The organism is Vibrio scophthalmi LMG 19158 (assembly GCF_000222585.1).
GTDB classification, from domain to species: Bacteria; Pseudomonadota; Gammaproteobacteria; order Enterobacterales; family Vibrionaceae; genus Vibrio; species Vibrio scophthalmi.
This window is the reverse complement of record NZ_AFWE01000182.1, coordinates 1-18185: the sequence shown is the minus strand read 5'-3', so window position 1 is coordinate 18185 and position 18185 is coordinate 1. Positions and strand designations below refer to the sequence as shown.

General features: G+C 42.8%; 13 protein-coding genes. 11 read left to right on the top strand and 2 right to left on the bottom strand.

What is annotated here, in order from left to right; translation table 11 throughout:
• The first annotated feature begins 50 nt into the window (after positions 1-50).
• From RH88_RS23045 to rmf, 9 genes are all read left to right on the top strand, one after another.
• Positions 51-269 (top strand): DUF2835 domain-containing protein, encoded by a 219-nt coding sequence (locus tag RH88_RS23045; RefSeq protein WP_005597429.1) that lies wholly within the window; start codon positions 51-53, stop codon positions 267-269.
• A gap of 231 nt (positions 270-500) precedes the next feature.
• Entirely contained in the window at positions 501-5342 is a 4842-nt protein-coding gene (locus RH88_RS14760; protein ID WP_005597427.1) for an NAD-glutamate dehydrogenase, read from the top strand.
• Between the two features lie 46 nt (positions 5343-5388).
• Complete coding sequence (gene pyrD / locus RH88_RS14755) at positions 5389-6399, top strand: quinone-dependent dihydroorotate dehydrogenase (RefSeq protein ID WP_005597423.1); 1011 nt, start codon at positions 5389-5391, stop codon at positions 6397-6399.
• A 169-nt stretch (positions 6400-6568) separates the two neighbouring features.
• A complete protein-coding gene (locus RH88_RS14750; RefSeq protein WP_005597422.1) occupies positions 6569-7114 on the top strand; it encodes a cell division protein ZapC in 546 nt (181 codons plus the stop codon).
• Between the two features lie 543 nt (positions 7115-7657).
• Entirely contained in the window at positions 7658-9784 is a 2127-nt protein-coding gene (rlmKL, locus tag RH88_RS14745) for a bifunctional 23S rRNA (guanine(2069)-N(7))-methyltransferase RlmK/23S rRNA (guanine(2445)-N(2))-methyltransferase RlmL (protein ID WP_005597420.1), read from the top strand.
• 18 nt (positions 9785-9802) lie between these two features.
• Positions 9803-10039 carry a glutaredoxin family protein gene (locus tag RH88_RS14740; RefSeq protein ID WP_081467382.1) on the top strand — a complete coding sequence of 79 codons (237 nt, stop codon included), beginning with the start codon at positions 9803-9805 and terminating at the stop codon, positions 10037-10039.
• Entirely contained in the window at positions 10017-11933 is a 1917-nt protein-coding gene (locus RH88_RS14735) for an ABC transporter ATP-binding protein (protein ID WP_005597417.1), read from the top strand. Before RH88_RS14740 ends, RH88_RS14735 begins: the two co-directional genes overlap by 23 nt.
• A 7-nt stretch (positions 11934-11940) precedes the next feature.
• Entirely contained in the window at positions 11941-13584 is a 1644-nt protein-coding gene (locus RH88_RS14730) for a DUF3466 family protein (RefSeq protein WP_005597415.1), read from the top strand.
• A 167-nt stretch (positions 13585-13751) separates the two neighbouring features.
• Complete coding sequence (gene rmf / locus RH88_RS14725; RefSeq protein WP_005597413.1) at positions 13752-13925, top strand: ribosome modulation factor; 174 nt, start codon at positions 13752-13754, stop codon at positions 13923-13925.
• 130 nt (positions 13926-14055) lie between these two features.
• On the opposite strand, the gene fabA is transcribed toward rmf, so the two are convergent.
• On the bottom strand, positions 14056-14574 hold the full coding sequence (fabA, locus tag RH88_RS14720; protein ID WP_005597411.1) for a bifunctional 3-hydroxydecanoyl-ACP dehydratase/trans-2-decenoyl-ACP isomerase: 519 nt from the start codon (positions 14572-14574) through the stop codon (positions 14056-14058).
• A 70-nt stretch (positions 14575-14644) separates the two neighbouring features.
• Complete coding sequence (locus RH88_RS14715; protein WP_005597409.1) at positions 14645-16288, bottom strand: S16 family serine protease; 1644 nt, start codon at positions 16286-16288, stop codon at positions 14645-14647.
• Between the two features lie 185 nt (positions 16289-16473).
• On the opposite strand from RH88_RS14715, the gene matP reads away from it, so the two are divergent.
• Positions 16474-16923 carry a macrodomain Ter protein MatP gene (matP, locus tag RH88_RS14710; protein WP_005597406.1) on the top strand — a complete coding sequence of 150 codons (450 nt, stop codon included), beginning with the start codon at positions 16474-16476 and terminating at the stop codon, positions 16921-16923.
• Positions 16924-16936: 13 nt separating this feature from the next.
• The gene (locus RH88_RS14705; protein WP_005597403.1) at positions 16937-17245 is read left to right on the top strand and encodes a DUF3634 family protein; all 309 of its coding nucleotides are present in this window, start codon (positions 16937-16939) and stop codon (positions 17243-17245) included.
• The last annotated feature ends 940 nt before the right edge of the window (positions 17246-18185 follow it).

Here is an 18185-nt window from a genome sequence, read left to right as displayed (position 1 = left end):
ATAACCAAACAGTACCACTTTTATGTGGTACTGTTTATTTATACAGTTATATGAATTATTACCATTTCCGATTAGATATCCCATACCAAACTTATGTTGCCCATTATAGCGGAGCGGCAACGTCTATCTTAGTCGTAACGGAGACAGGATTACGTATCCAATTGCCAGCGTCTCGCTTTAGACCTTTCCTTACGCAATTAGGTCTTAAAGGTCGTTTTCGATTAACAACTGACCAAAATAATAAGTTTGTTAAGTTAGAAGTTCTGTGATGCACTGATTTATTAGAAGTTTAAACATAACTGCAATCACATTATTAAACATTTCCTCTATTGCTGAATACAAAACATTAACCTTCCCACAGCAATATCGATACAATAAAACGGCATCAAACGTATAAAGCACTATGCTTAAACTAGCTATGCTCAACTAGCCAGTTAAGAACTAGCAATGGTGCCTTATGACATCCCTACAAAATACAATTCTAATAGTGGAGTGTGATTATGACCGCGCGTGACACTTTAATGCCGGTGCTGCTTGAAAAAGTCTATCAACTGATTCAAGACAAACTCGACCTTGCTCAGCGACCTTTAGTAACCCAGCTTGCTCAACACTTTTTTAGTAATATTGCCCATGACGATTTGATAGAACGAAATGAATCAGATCTTTATGGTGCGGTTGTTAGCCTTTGGCACCATATCAATGATAAACAGGCGAATGAATTTTCGGTTCGCGTATTCAATCCAACTGTCAGTCGCCAAGGCTGGAAATCGACGCACACTATTGTGGAAATTGTGGTACACGATAGCCCATTTTTGGTTGATTCGGTAAAAATGGCATTGAACCGCCTCGATCTTGCATCACACTTAATGCTTCATGGACCAACTCAAGTACAACATTCTAAGCATGGTGATATCGTCGGGATCAATAATGGTGAGGGTGAAATGTACTCACTTTTCCATATCGAAGTTGACCGCTTAAGCGATAAGGAAGCAATGAGCTCATTAAAACAAGAGCTCATTAGTATCTTGAGTGATACCGAGTTGGTTGTCGCTGATTGGAAAAAGATGGTCGACAAACTTAAACAAGTTACGGATCAAGTAGAGAAGCAACAGGGCAAGTTTGAGATCGAACGAGATCATTATGATGAAACGGTCAAATTTCTCCGCTGGTTAGGGGATCATAACTTTACCTTTATGGGGTACAAAGAATATGACCTTGTGAACGGCGAAGATGAGATTGAACTGTGCCCAACGCAAGAGAAAGGGCTCGGCTTATTTTCCAATCCTCGTCACGTACGCAGTGTTAAGCTTTCTGATTTTCCAGATTCCGCACGCTTAGAAGCTCAAAAGCCGTTTTTACTCATCATTACGAAAGGCAACACGCCTTCGCGTATACATCGACCAGCTTATACAGACTATATTGGTATTAAGAAATTTGATAAAGATGGCAAAGTGATTGGTGAACACCGTTTTACTGGTCTTTATACCTCTGCGGTTTATAACCAGAGTGTGGCTGGTATTCCGTTGATCAGAGAAAAAGTAGAGCGCATCTTAACAGCTAGTCGTTATCGTCAAGGTTCATACTCCTTCAAAGCACTACACAATATTCTAGAGAATTACCCACGCGACGAATTGTTGCAAGCCCGCGAAGAAGAGTTACTCGAAGTCGGGATGGGCGTCGTACAGATGCAAGACCGAGATATGCTACGTCTGTTTGTTCGACGAGATCCTTTTGGTCGCTTTTTTAGCTGTATGGTGTATGTGGCAAAAGATCGATATAACACCGAGCTTCGTCGTCAGACTCAACGTATTTTCAAACAGTATTTTGGCTGTGAACAAGAAGTGGAATTTACCACTTACTTCTCAGAGAGCCCGTTGGCGAGAACTCACTATATCGTTCGGGTAGATAACAACAATATGGATATTGATGTCAAAGCAATAGAACGGAACTTGATGGAAGCATCATCGACTTGGGATGACCGTTTGTCAGAAGCGATCATTGCTAACTACGGAGAGAGTAAAGGGCTGCCACTTTCCAAAGAATATATGCGAGCATTTCCACGTTCATATAAAGAAGATGTGATGCCGGGTTCGTCGGTGGCAGACATTGAACGTTTAGAGTCACTCAGTGATGATCATAAATTGGGTATGCTGTTTTACCGCCCACAAGAATTAACCAAAGATTCCAAAGCAGTACGCTTAAAACTCTATCATCGTGATGAACCAATCCATCTCTCTGATGTGATGCCGATGCTCGAAAATCTCGGTTTGCGGGTGATTGGTGAATCACCTTATGAAGTAAGAAAGGCCAATGGACAAGTCTACTGGATCTTAGATTTTTCGATGCTTCATAAGAGTGATAGGAGCGTTGATCTTCGTGAAGCGCGCGATCGTTTCCAACAAGCTTTCTCTGCTGTATGGCATGGCGACTTAGAGAGCGATGGATTTAACCATCTGGTACTGGGTGCATCATTAACCGGACGTGAAATCTCCATTCTACGTGCCTATGCACGCTATATGCGTCAGGTCGGTTTTCCGTTCAGTCAACAATACATCGAAGATACACTGACTCATCATCCGGATCTTGCCAGTGATCTAGTGAAGTTATTCAAAAAACGCTTTGATCCAAAGGCGAAAAATAGTGGAAAAGCGAAAGCCGACATTATCGCAAAGATCACCGATAAGTTAGATTTGGTCGAAAGCTTAGATGACGATCGTATCATTCGTCGTTATATGGAAATGATCAGTGCCACACTACGAACTAACTATTATCAGCTTGATGAGAATAAGCAACCGAAACCATGGTTATCATTGAAACTTAAACCGCGTGATATACCAGAGATCCCGCAGCCGGTGCCAGCATTTGAAATCTTTGTCTACGCGCCAGATATTGAAGGTGTGCACCTACGTGGTGGTAAAGTGGCCCGTGGTGGTTTGCGTTGGTCAGATCGACAAGAAGATTTTCGCACTGAAATTCTTGGCTTGGTAAAAGCACAACAAGTTAAAAATACCGTTATCGTCCCTGTGGGCGCTAAAGGTGGGTTTGTTTGTAAACGTCAGCCAAATCTCACTTCACGTGATGAAATTTTTGCTGAAGGTCAACGCTGCTATAAACGTTTTATCCGAGCACTGTTAGATGTTTCCGATAACATCATTGAAGGAGAAGTGATTTCGCCAGCAAATGTCGTTCGTCATGATGAAGATGATCCCTATTTGGTTGTAGCAGCAGATAAAGGCACAGCGACGTTCTCGGATCTCGCAAACTCAGTCTCGGCAGAGTATAACTTCTGGTTAGGTGATGCCTTTGCTTCCGGCGGTTCAAATGGTTATGACCATAAAGCGATGGGGATTACTGCTAAAGGTGGCTGGGAATCGGTTAAGCGTCATTTCCGTGAAATGGGCATTAATTGTCAAACCACCGATTTTACGGCGATTGGTATTGGTGACATGGCGGGAGATGTTTTTGGTAATGGCATGCTGCTATCGAAACATACCCAAATGGTCGCAGCGTTTAACCATATGCACATCTTTATTGACCCAACACCCGATTCAGCACGTAGTTGGCAAGAGCGCGAACGTCTATTTAATTTGCCGCGTTCGAGTTGGGAAGACTATAACCCGAAATTGATCTCTAAAGGTGGTGGCATTTTCTCTCGCCGAGCTAAATCCATTACGTTGACGCCGGAAATTCAAAAACTGCTTGGTACGAAGAAAGCATCATTGGCACCGAATGATCTGATTAAGATGATCTTGACGATGCCGGTTGATCTACTGTGGAACGGCGGAATAGGAACTTATGTCAAAGCCGCGACGGAAACCCATACCGATGTGGGTGATCGCGCCAATGACATGCTGCGTATCGATGGCCGCGATCTACGCGCCAAAATTGTTGGTGAAGGTGGTAACTTAGGTATGACTCAGTTAGGGCGAATTGAATTTGCTTTGGCTGGTGGGCGTGTGAATACCGATTTTGTTGATAATGTCGGTGGTGTAGATTGTTCCGATAACGAAGTGAACATAAAGATCTTTTTGAATGGTCTTGTCGCGAATGGCGATATGACGATCAAACAGCGCAATACGATCTTAGAATCGATGGAAGATGAGGTAGGAGAGATCGTATTAGAAGATGCTTATTGCCAAGCCGAAACGATTTCTGTGACCGAGCATCAAGGGGTTTCCTTAGTCAAAGAGCAGATACGTTTTATTCATACCTTAGAGAAAGCAGGACATTTGGACCGTGCACTCGAATACATTCCGGATGATGAAACGTTATTGGAGAGGGAAAAACAAGGTTTAGCCCTGACCAGACCTGAGATTTCCGTGCTTATTGCTTACGGTAAAATGGTGTTGAAAGAAGAATTGGTCCATGAAGATATCGCTAACGACCGTTATCATGCCGAACAGCTGGTTCAATACTTCCCAACTAAGTTACGACGTAACTATGAAAAAGCAATGGCCGATCACCCATTACGTCGTGAAATTATCGCCACTTCTTTAGCAAACCAGATGGTTAATGAAATGGGATGCAATTTTGCGACCCGCTTACAGGAAGAAACCGGAGCAAATGTTGTCGATATTGCTAATGCTTACGCCGCTTCCAGAGAAATCTTCGGTTTAGCGGAAGTCATGAAGCAATTACGTGAACTTGATAACACGGCATCCACATCAGCTCAGTATGAAATGATGTTTTATGTCCGTCGTACTCTACGTCGATTGTCTCGTTGGTTACTTCGCAATCGTAGTGGTAAACAATCAGTAACTGCGTTGATTGAGTTGTACCAAGCTGATGTATCAAAAGTGAAAGCCTCTCTAGATAGTTTACTGGTTGAAAATGAGGTTAGGGAACATAACGATGTTGCGGATGTCTGGGTTAAACAAGGCATTTGTTCAGAGTTAGCCAATTATGTGGCGCGTTTATCAAGTTTATACTCAGTGCTGGATATATCCACAGTATCTCGTGAAAAGGGCATTTCTATTGAGAAAACTGCGAAACTGTACTTTAACTTAGGTGATAGATTGTCATTGCATTGGTTCTTGAAACAAATCAATGGCCAAGCGGTAGATAATCATTGGCAAGCATTAGCACGAGCAGCCTTTAGGGAAGATCTCGATTGGCAGCAACGTCAACTTACCGGACAAGTTTTAAGTTGCGGTTGCCACCCCGAAGAGATCGATGAAATTCAAGCATTAGAAGATTGGATTAGCTCGAATGAAGTCTCTTTACATCGTTGGGAGAACATTCTGAATGAGTTTAAAGTGGGCTCAGTGCATGAATTTGCAAAATTCTCGGTCGCATTGCGGGAATTAATGCTTTTAAATTTGAATTGTTCTTCAAATGAGTAAATAATAAGTCCCCGTTTATACGGGGCTTTTTTCTTTCGGAGGCACAATGCTTTACCGTCTAGCCAGGACTGGCTTTTTTCAACTTGATGCCGAAAAGGCACATGATCTTGCAATCGAAAACTTCAAACGTTTCAACGGCACTCCACTCGATCTCTTCTATCGTCAACAACTTCCACACCGTCCAGTAGAATGTATGGGGCTTACTTTCCGTAACCCTGTTGGTCTTGCGGCTGGTCTGGATAAAAATGGCGAATGTATTGAAGCATTCGATGCAATGGGCTTTGGCTTCATTGAAGTGGGAACGGTCACTCCGCGTCCACAATCTGGTAATGATAAACCTCGTCTTTTCCGTCTGCTTGATGCAGAAGGTATTATCAACCGTATGGGTTTTAACAACCTAGGTGTTGATCATCTGATTGAGAATGTTAAGAAAGCAAAATTTGATTGCGTACTTGGCATTAACATCGGTAAGAACAAGGACACACCAATTGAAAAGGGCACAGAAGATTATTTGATCTGTATGGAGAAGGTTTACCAATATGCAGGCTATATCGCTGTAAACATCTCATCACCAAATACTCCGGGACTACGTTCTCTACAGTATGGTGAAGCTTTAGATGAACTACTTTCTTCATTAAAAGCAAAACAAGCTGAACTTGCTGAGAAACATAATAAGTACGTTCCGCTCGCTCTAAAAATTGCCCCAGATCTGAGCGATGATGAAATCAGTCAAATTTGTCAGTCATTGATTGCGAATGGTATTGATGGTGTCATTGCAACCAATACCACATTAGATCGTTCAATTGTTGAAGGCATGAAAAATGCCAATGAAGCAGGGGGCTTAAGTGGTCGTCCTGTACAATTGCGTAGTACCGAAGTTGTTCGTCGTCTTCATCAAGAGTTGGGCGATAAACTGCCAATTATTGGGGTGGGCGGTGTTGATTCTTTTGTCGCGGCGAAAGAGAAAATGATGGCGGGTGCAAAACTGGTGCAAGTTTACACTGGATTTATTTACCATGGTCCAGGTCTCGTTAAAGAGATCGTCAAAAATATCTAATCAGTCGTGACGCTGTCACAATGAATTACTGATTCACATAAGTTCTATCGAAGAGGAAGTGAGAAATCATTTCCTCTTTTTTTTTCTCTGTCTGAGCATACACTTTGGCTAAATGTTGGAAGGTAATTAAGCGTTTTACCTAAATTAACCCAAACATAGAGATTGGACGATGCTTAAACCCAGTGACAAATGGACTTGGTACTATGATGATGCTGATCAGCACTTGATGCTCGATCTCGGCAATGAAATGGTATTCAAAACAAACCTTTCTCGTAAGTTGATTGTTGAGTGTGCAGTAGGCGTCAATGAATTTTCGGTTGATGATGCTTCTGCTTACCAAACTTATAAAGAACAGATTGCTCACCTAGAACTCTCTGAACCAAGGCAAGCACAGTTGGCATTGTACTGTGTTGCAGCAAAACGCTTCCACAAACCGGTACAACCGAAAAGCTGGTTCTTTGACAGCTTGTCTGATGGCTCTTGTACTCCGGTTGAAGGTGACTTCGTTAGATTAGAAAATAGTCATGGCCACGGTGCTTTTATCGTTTTAGAAGTGGGTGAGTGCGCCAGTCTTTGTGCGTCAATTAATTTGGACGAATTCAACCTTAATGGTGTCAAATCGATTCAATATGGCGAAGCGATAAAAGTAATGCATGACCGTATGCAAATCATTAGTCATCAGTTCCTTACACAACCAATGAGATTAGTGGGGTAGTTTCTCTCAATACCATACGTTTTTCTCGTGTAGATAGTTCTCCTTAGAGATAGTTTCGTTCCTTTTAGTATCATTTCTCGTCGGCCAAGTGCCGACTTTTTTTGTTTCTATTGTGCGAACAATAGAGACCCCCCTCCATTTAATGCGCTAATTACCCTCCAATCGGGTTGATTTCGTTGTGATAAATCTTCCAAAAATTGCGCAAATTAGACATTTTTTGTGCAGCAATTATTTCCTCTTAAGTCATTGCCAAATAGAAAATTCCCCAATTAGGTGGTTTTAGTAACTAAATTACAGCTATAAATGACAGGTGGTATAGACCAGAATTGGTGTGAATAAGTATTCACTATCGCTGAGAGCGATGACTGTTGGTCAAAGATTTTGAGAGGCTGTTGGTAGTGTAAAAATTCGGGATGTTTATTTGCGGCTGGTGGAATGATGAGCGTCTGAAGGTTTTTGAGTGAGAAAAATGCGAATCAATTAACGAAATGTGCGCTGTGTCGGGTATAATGAGAGGTCATTTCAAACAAACATTAGAACACTATGCATCAATATCTTGCGGTAACTTCAAACGGGTTAGAGAACCTGTTGGTAGAAGAACTTACAAAACTAGGCATAACCAATGCAAAACCAGTGCAGGCTGGGGTGAGATTCAAAGCAACTAACGAACAGATCTATCGTTGTTGTTTATGGAGTCGCCTTGCATCACGTTTTGTCCGTATTTTGTCTGAATTTACCTGTCAGGATGACATGGACTTGTACCTAGCGGCTTCGGCTGTGAACTGGGTAAATCATTTCCATAGCTCCAAAAAATTGGTTGTTGATTTCAACGGTACCAACAATGAAATTCGTAACAGCCAATACGGCGCAATGAAAGTAAAAGATGCGATAGTGGATTGCTTTACTAAGAAGAGCCTTCCAAGACCGTCGATCAGTAAAGATCTTGCTGATCTTCGTATTCATGTTCGTCTTCATAAAGATAAAGCGATTCTTGGTATCGATATGGTTGGTCGCGGTTTGCACCAGCGTGGTTACCGTGAAGAAGCTGGTCGTGCACCTTTGCGTGAAACCCTAGCGGCGGCGGTTATCCTGCGCAGTGGCTGGAATGCGAGTAAGAACTTCCTCGACCCAATGTGCGGTTCAGGTACGCTAGTAATTGAAGCGGCAATGATGGCGGCTAATATGGCGCCAGGTGTGAACCGTAAGACTTGGGGCTTTGAGTCACTAGAAGATTTTGATGCTGATACCTGGATGGAACTGAAGTCTGAAGCGAGTGTACAAGCACGTCGTGGCGTCAATAAACTTGACACTAAATTCTTTGGTTTCGACAACGATGAACGCGTATTAAAAACCGCACGTGATAACGCGCGCCGTGCTGGTGTTGCAGATATCGTAAACTTTGAGTTGGGTGATGCTGCACTGCTTAAGAAACCACAAGAGTTTGGTGAGGGTGTGATTGTTTGTAACCCACCTTATGGTGAACGTTTAGGTAGCCATCCTGGTTTGATTGCACTGTACACCGCGTTCGGTGCGCAGCTTAAATCTGAATTTGGCGGTTGCCAAGCATCAATCTTCTCTGGTTCTGATGAGTTGCTAAGTTGTTTGCGTATGCGTGCAGATAAGCAGTTCAAATTGAATAATGGTGCGTTACCGTGTCACCAAAAGAACTACCAAATCTCGGCTCGCGTAGTAGAAGCGGGTAGTGACAATGTCACTGAAACCGTGATTGCACCAGACTTTGCTAACCGCCTGAAAAAGAACATTGGCAAAATTGCTAAATGGGCACGCAAAGAAGAGTTAGATTGCTACCGTATTTATGATGCGGATCTGCCTGAATACAATGTGGCGATCGATGTTTATCTTGATCAACTGGTTATTCAAGAGTACGCAGCGCCAAAAGATGTTCCTGAAGAAAAAGCGAAACGTCGCCTGACGGATATCATCCGTGCATCTATCCAAGTGACCGGTACCAATGCGAACAAAGTGGTACTCAAAACGCGTGAAAAGCAAAAAGGTCGTTCACAGTATCAAAAACTGTCTCAACAGTCTGAAAAGCTGGAAGTAAACGAGTATGGTGCGAAGCTTATCGTCAACCTACATGATTACTTAGACACTGGCTTATTCTTGGATCATAAATTGACTCGTCGTCGCCTCGGTGAAATGGCAGCAGGAAAAGATTTCCTTAACCTGTTTGCTTACACTGGTTCTGCGACGGTACATGCAGCCAATGGCGGTGCACGTTCAACGACTACTGTCGATATGTCTAATACCTATCTAGAGTGGGCAAAAGAGAACATGCAGCTAAACGGTCAAGTTGGCCGCCAGCATCAATATGTTCAAGCGGATTGCCTGCAGTGGTTAGAAAAAGCAACCACCAGTTACGATCTTATCTTCATTGACCCACCAACGTTTTCTAACTCAAAACGTATGGAACAATCGTTTGATGTTCAACGTGACCACATTCAGTTAATGAAAAACCTGAAGCGTTTGCTTAAAGCACAAGGCACGATCGTATTCTCGAACAACAAACGTCAGTTCAAAATGGATCTTGAGCAACTTGAAGAACTGGGCCTACAAGCGAAGAACATTTCTGCACAGACGTTGCCTTTGGATTTCTCTCGTAACAAGCATATCCATAATTGCTGGCTTGTTACCCATAAAGACGCATAACACTATAAGGGCAAGGGATTGATTACACTTTATAGTACTGAAGGATGCCATCTCTGTGAGATGGCATTTGAGTTAACGCAGCAACTTGATATTGAAGTTGCTGTTGTTGATATCGCCTTCGACGATGAGCTATTCTCTCGTTACGGGGTCACGATTCCCGTCCTCAATTATCAAGGCAATGAACTCAATTGGCCTTTCGATTCACCACAATTACAAATTTGGTTAGACAATAATGGCATTACTTACAATAAATAATGGCTCGCTAGCATTTGGCGACCACCCATTGCTCGACAAAGCAGATTTTGCCCTACAAGAAAACGAACGCGTCTGTCTTGTGGGTCGAAACGGTGCTGGTAAATCAACTCTAATGAAGGTGATTGCGGGCGATGTATTGATGGATGATGGCAAACTAACCATTACCCAAGATGTGGTTGTTTCACGCTTGGAACAAGATCCACCGCGTAATGAAGAAGGCACCGTATTCGATTACGTATCTGGTGGCTTAGCTGAAGTGGGTGAGTTCTTAAAAGAATACCACGACATTTTGGATTTGATCGCGGTTGATCCAAGCGAAAAGAACATTAATAAACTGTCTCGTGTTCAAGAGAAACTTGATCACTTAAACGCGTGGCGTTTTGAAGATCGTATTAACAATGTGCTTGAGTCCCTTAAGCTTGATGCTCACACGAAACTAACGGATTTGTCCGGTGGTTGGCAGCGTAAAGCGGCACTTGCGCGTGCGCTGGTTCGCGATCCTGATGTATTGCTACTCGACGAACCAACCAACCACTTAGATGTGACTACGATTGAATGGTTAGAGAACTTCCTCAAAGATTTCCGTGGTTCGATCATTTTCATTTCCCACGACCGTGCATTTATCAAGTCGATGGCGACTCGTATTATCGATCTCGATCGTGGTCAACTAGCCTCATTCCCAGGTAATTACGATCAGTATCTTGTCGATAAAGAAGAGATGCTGCGCGTACAAGAAATGCAAAATGCTGAATTTGATAAAAAGCTCGCTCAAGAAGAAGTGTGGATTCGTCAAGGCATCAAAGCTCGCCGTACTCGTAACGAAGGTCGTGTACGCGCCCTGAAAGCACTACGTGAAGAGCGTTCAAACCGCCGTGAAGTGCAGGGCAAAGCGGTTATTCAAATCGACGACGCGAGCCGTTCAGGTAAGATCGTTTTCGAAGCGGAAAACTTGCATTATGCGATTGATGGTAAGCAGATCGTTTCAGATTTCTCTTTCAACATTATGCGCGGTGATCGCATTGCACTTATCGGCGCCAACGGTTGTGGTAAGAGTACACTGTTGAAACTGCTGCTTGGCAACCTTGAAGCCGACTCTGGTCGTCTGCACTGTGGCACCAAATTAGAAGTTGCGTACTTCGATCAATATCGCGAAATTCTGGACCCAGAAAAATCAGTGATCGATAACTTGGCCGACGGTAAGCAAGAAGTCACTGTTAATGGTAAACCTCGCCACGCATTAAGTTACTTACAAGATTTCCTATTTGCACCTCACCGTGCGCGTACCCCTGTTAAAGCGCTATCAGGCGGCGAGAAAAACCGTCTTTTATTGGCTCGTATCTTCCTTAAACCAAATAACTTGCTGATTCTTGATGAACCAACCAACGATTTAGATATCGAAACGTTGGAACTTTTAGAAGATTTGCTTGCCAACTATCAGGGTACATTGTTGTTGGTGAGCCACGATCGTCAGTTTGTGGACAACACGGTAATGACCAGTTGGATTTTTGAAGGCAACGGTAAAATTGAAGAATTTGTGGGTGGCTACCATGATGCGCAGCAACAACGTTCACAAGTTTTGAAATCACGAACGCCTGAAAAACCAGCAAAAGCAAAGCCGGTAGTTGAGGCAAGTCTCAAATCCGCTCCTGTAACGGCTAAGCCGAAGAAGTTATCCTATAAACTACAGCGCGAACTTGAAACTCTGCCAGCACAGCTTGAGCAGTTGGAAGAAGAGATTGAGCAGATGCAACAGACGGTGAACAGCAGTGACTTTTTCGCACAGCCCGTTGAGCAAACTCAAACAGTATTAGATAAGCTGGCTGCTTTAGAGCAGGAGCTTGAAATTGCTTTCGAACGATGGGAAGAGCTCGAAGCAATGCAACAGGAAAGTTAAGGTTTACATGAGAAGTAACATATTTAAAATTTCAGCCATTGCCGCGACGATCGCGGCATCCTTCGGCGCACAAGCAGCTTTGTATAACGTCGTTGAGATTAACGAATCAGCAACAGACGCTTATGGATTGGGTGGGTATAAAACCGAGTATCATGGTACTTCCGTTGAATCTGTAACGGTTCCTGGTGGTAACCCTCTTGGTTGTTTCGATAATACTTATTCTTGTCCGGATTCTAAAATTTCTGCTGAAACGCGCAATTGGCCAGCAGGCCTTAGTTACCGTGAAGAAGTCCCTTTCGCGATGGACAATGGCTTTGATTATTCTCCTTATGATCAAGCAGAGTTTGAAAATTACTGTGATGGTCAACTTGGCTACGCGATTTGTGATACTTGGGCAAAAAAACAGTATGCGGGTTATGCCAAGGACGACGGCAGTGTGCCGAATTCACTCGCTTTTGTTGAAGGCAGCGCAGCAGTTTCTAGCACAAATGCGGTAATTAATAGTATTGCCGTTACTGGAGAGCCAGTAGGTAACAAACGTGTGGGTTCTGTGCGGAATGAAGCATTTTCGAGTTCGAGTCTAGTTGGTCTGGGCGCAAGTCCAGCGATTGTTGAAACTCATGCTTGGAAGACAGATGGTACTTATACAGTAGGAAGTGTCTCCAGAGAAAGAGTTAACGATGAAGGAACTTGGTTCTATTCACAAGCCGTTATTTGGCATGGTTCAGCAGCGACCGAGCTCAAGTTTGGTTCTGGTGGATATGATCTATCCGATAATCGCCTCGGTCAGGCTAGTATCCGTGACTTTATCATTGATAGTGGTAAGTTCTATGCTGTTGGTTATAACACTTATAGTGACCAACGTATGGATGCGACGATTTATTCGGCAAATGTCGCTGATATCGCAGATAACAATAAAATTACGAGTACTCCTGTAGCCAACGCGAGAGGCGGCTCTGATTACATCTTTACCAATTCCGTAGTTTCATCTATTAACGATAATAAAATAGCCGTAGGTAGTGCTAAACTTTCCAAGTCAAATCCTGCAAATGGTTCAGCCGCAAACAGATTGTTTTACGTAAGTAATATTGCGAATCCGTCAGCGACTTATTTTTCTGGCGGTGTGTTTGCTAATGAAGCCGGTGGTACGCTTGGTGCGATAAACAACTTCAATGAAGTGGTCGGTAGTGTAGATATGACTACGGGACGTGAAATTGATGGAACACCTAGACCAAAACGTGGTTTTATTAATCCTCTCAATCTAACGGGTACGGATTCTAGCCGCGCTCAGATCTTCCAAAACCGCTCATGGCTACTTGATGATTTAACTAACGGTCTCAACGCAAATAATGAATTCCGTATCATTGATGCAAGTGATATTAATGATGCCGGTATCATCTCAGCCACAGCACTGAAATGTGAAGGTGGGTATGACACCTCAGATCATGACTCACTTTGTCAAGGTGGGAAAATCGGCGCTGAAACCGTCGCTGCCGTAAAATTGATCCCTATCGCGAATGCAACAGAGCGTTCTATTTCAGCTCGTGGCTATTCGGCAAACAGCGAATCGGGTACGGTTAAACGTGAAGGTGGCTCACTAGGCTGGCTAGCGCTTGGTCTGTTAACTCTGCTGGGTTTCCGCAGAAAATAGTTTATCAAAATGTAAATGAGGGCACAGGTTCACACTTTTGGACCTGTGCTTTTTTTATACCTTGAGAAAGTGCCGTTTTTGATCGATTCTTTAATAGTGGTGTAATCAAAGCGCCACAATGTTAGTAGTAGTACGGTAGCAAAAACATATTGTATGAGGACGACACTATGAAGAGACAAAAGCGTGACCGCCTAGAACGAGCGCAATCTCAAGGATACAAAGCTGGCCTAAATGGCCGTTCAACGGAAAACTGTCCGTATCAACAGATGGATGCTCGATCTTACTGGCTTGGTGGTTGGCGTGACGCCAGAGATGATAAAATGTCTGGTTTGTATAAATAGACCCTCTCTTCACATACACTAAGGAACTGAGCCCCGAAAGGGGCTTTATAATATATGCTTAGCGCACTATAACTAAAGAGTTATTAAACAAAAAAGCGACTCAACTGAATCGCTTTAAAAACTTAATTACTTAGAATGCAGACGTATCTTGGAAAAGACCGACTTTTAAATCTTTCGCAACGTAAATCTCTTTACCATCAACAAGCACACGGCCATCGGCTAAACCCATCACCAAGCGACGGTTTACTACGCGTTTCATGTGAATTTCATAAGTCACTTTCTTCGCTGTTGGTAAGATCTGTCCCGTGAACTTAACTTCACCAACACCCAATGCACGGCCTTTGCCTTTGCCGCCAACCCAACCAAGGTAGAAACCAACCAACTGCCACATTGCATCCAAACCAAGACAGCCAGGCATTACAGGGTCACCAGGGAAGTGGCAATCAAAGAACCACAAATCTGGCGTGATATCGAGTTCTGCTAAGATCAGGCCTTTACCAAAATCACCTTCGGTTTCAGACATTTTGGCGATGCGATCCATCATTAGCATGTTTGGTGCAGGAAGTTGAGGATAGCCTTCACCAAATAGCGTACCTTGACTTGACGCTAGAAGATCTTCGCGATTGTACGATTCACGTTTGTTTTGCATTATCAATTACTCCAATTTTTGATACCTGCATATTAGAGAACACGTGTACGCCAAACAAGTCCGATCAGTACTAAGCAAACCAGTTCTTTACACGCTCTAACAGCGAAATAGGATGAACATCTCTTTCAAAGTTTTCAATACGTTGCGCAATCATGCTGATGACACTTTCCTCATCGTCACCGCGGAATGGTTTACCCATGATGATTGGAATCGCTTGATCAACAGTTTCGACAGACCATATATGAAATTCGTTATTCTTGATGCTCTCAACCACATCTTTGTGAAGTGCGAGATGTTTTAAATTGGTTTTCGGTAGGATCACACCTTGGTTACCCGTAAAACCTTGGTGTTTGCAGACGTGGTAGAAGCCTTCAATCTTCTCATTTAAACCGCCAACCGCTTGCACTTTACCAAACTGATCGACTGCACCTGTGACGGCAATCTGCTGATTGATTGGGTACTCCGATAGCGCACTCACAAATGAACACAATTCAGCTAACGTTGCACTGTCACCATCAACTTCACAGTAGGACTGTTCAAAAACAACCGAAGCAGAGTAGGGTAATGGTTCTTCTAATTTCAGAGCACTTGCCACGAATGCTTGCATGATCATCATGCCTTTTGCGTGCAGATTGCCACCGAGTTCCGCTTTACGTTCAACATCCGAAATATCGCCGTCACCGAAGTGAATGACACAGGAAATACGAGCCGGCTCACCATAGGATTGCGGGTGTCCTGGGATATCAATCACGGTTAGGCCATTCACTTGACCAACACATTCACCTTGCGTTTCAATAATGACTTGCCCATCGAGAATATCCGAACGAGCACGTTCAGGTAGATAAGCTTCACGATAGTATTTGGCTTCGAACGTGCGATCGATATCAGACTCATCGAGTTGAGAGGTTGTGACGTCAAGACTCGCTTCATGGAACAAGCCTAAATACCACATAATATCCAGTGGCATATAACGCTGATCTTCAGTAAATCGTGCGCCAGCGGTCATTAAGCGATGAATCGCATCAGCCGTCAGCGTTGGAAAGTGAAATTTATCTGCGATCCAGTTTAAGTGCCCAAGATAAGACTCAATGGTTTCTGTGCTTAAACCAATTTCAAGCTCAAGCTCGCTGTATAAAGCTAAGCCTGAATACAGTTCAGGCTCTAGATACTCAAAATCAGCAATCTGTGCGCGATCACCAGTTAGGATGATTTTGCAGTGTGTTTGATATGCTGGTTCACTGATTGCGGGTTTTGATAGGTTGCTATTAATGGCTTGAGCATGGTTCGCTAACAATGCAGATCGTAAAGCAGGCCAGCTGGCAGGATTCGCGAGTAGTACATTGATTGGCATGATTAAAAAACCATCTGCGGCTTTTTCGAGTAATCCTTGTTTTTTTACGATGACATTACCGTCATGATCAGCACTGTAACTGCCAAACAAAGTTTTAGTATCCAGAGATTCTGTGACTAAAACCGATTTGTCCGTTTTGCTCATGACGATTTGTTGAATCTGCTCACGATAGAATGAATTATCAGGCACATTGAGGACTAACAATCGACTTAAGCCAGGTAACCGTGTGAATGTTTCGATAGTTTTCGAAAGTCTAGGCTGCACTTCACCAAGGTTAATGAGAGGTAGAGAAGGCATGTTCTCTATATAGGCGTTATATTCACTATACTGTGGCGTGACGGCTTGCCATTTTTCTTGGATCATTCGATACATTCAGTTACTTAGAAAGGAGACAAATTATATAGAAAAAGCGCATAAGGTTATAGCGAATCCTAATATTATTCCTGCTTATCGTTTCAAGATCTGAGTCGATATTTATACAGTTGGTGATTGAGTCTATCGCAGCTATGGGTTACGCTGTCACCCATATCGTGATTGGGTGATTAAAAATGAAATATCAACAACTTGAAAATTTAGAATGCGGATGGAAGTGGAAGTATCTCATTAAAAAATGGAAGGATGGGGATAAAATCACCCGCCACATCGATAGCAGTGAAGATAAGCACGCAGTGGAAGAATTGCGTCTACTAGAGCATGAACCAACCAAAGTGCTCGAATGGATTGAAGATAACATGGCTCTTGATCTCGACAACAAGCTTAAACAAGCCATTCGTGCTAAGCGTAAACGTCACTTTAATGCAGAGCAGATCCACACCAAGAAAAAATCCATTGATCTTGATTATCGCGTTTGGGAAAAGCTTTCTTATCGCGCTGGAGAGTTAGGCTGTACGTTATCAGATGCGATTGAATATCTATTGTCAGAAGCATCACGTAGTGAAAAAGCATCTAAAACTGTTTCTAGTTTAAAACAAGATTTAAGCAAATTGTTGTCAGACTAAAGGAGTGTAGCCGATGGTATACGTTGTTATTATTGCCGCTGTTATCATTTTTTGGCTCGTCGCATTCGATAGACCGGTACTCAAAGTCACCTTTAAAGCGGGTCACATTGAGCAGTTTAAGGGCCATTTCCCAGCAAAGTTTCAACATAATGTCGTTGAAATTGCGGAAAAACAGCCATTTGATGGTGTACTTAAAGTATACCGCCAACGTGCCGGTCATAAATTAGTATTTTCTAAGTCAGTACCCAAAAAGGTACAACAGCGAATCCGCAATGTTTTTCCCCATCAAGGTTTTACATCAAAAGGGAATAAGAAAGCCTAATTTTCAATTTAGTACCGATATTTACCACGATAAACAACGTAACTTGCGCACCATAGAAAAGCCTAATCATTTGGTTTTATGTTAAATATGGTGCGCACGCATCTCCATTTTAACCCATCAAGATTGCCTCAACATTTCGTATAGCGGTAGAAGTGCTATCGCTATACATACTCTTTGAATAATCTGACAAAAAATCCCACATCGTGACCGTGTAACACTTTTATACACCGAGAATAACAGGAGATTATGCTCGTTATTTTCCTAGGTTCGAACCAACAACAAGTTAAGCCATCGAGCATAGCTCGTATGACGCGATGTAAGTACAAAGAACATAACGCAAACAGTAAATAGATCAGTGTTAGTTATACAAGCCATTTGTTAAGCATAGAAAGAACACCGAAAGAAACCAATGAGATTAAAGCAAACTCATGCGACGCTAATTGTCTAACAAGACATACAGATCCAATCAGAAGGAAAAGACGAATCACCATTTTTCGTCGTGCAATCAGCTTAGATGAACAGACGCAGCCATCAACACATAAATTAGAAACATCAAGCTTGTAGGCAGCAAGATCTAAAGTAGCCACCAGAAAATCAGATTGCCTCAAAGTTACATTTTTAAGCGCATAAAATTTAAATGCACAACAGTAGTCAGTAAAGTGAGCTAAGGGATTGAAAATTAAGAGATACAGAAATGAAGATGCATAGAATAAGCGTAATTTTCTTATTTCTAAGCAGACCGATATCTAATTTCTTGGCGCCGATACAGGCCACAAGAATGAATCAGAAGTTGTATTGTTAGGTTGTTATGTGGATTGCAACGATAATCCAAGCATATTGGAAAGCGTTGTAAATAGTCTCACAGGCAAATTATCAAGTATATCAATGGCTAGCGGCGCATTAGCATTGGTGTTTTACACCCCTAAAGAAGCCCTAGCTC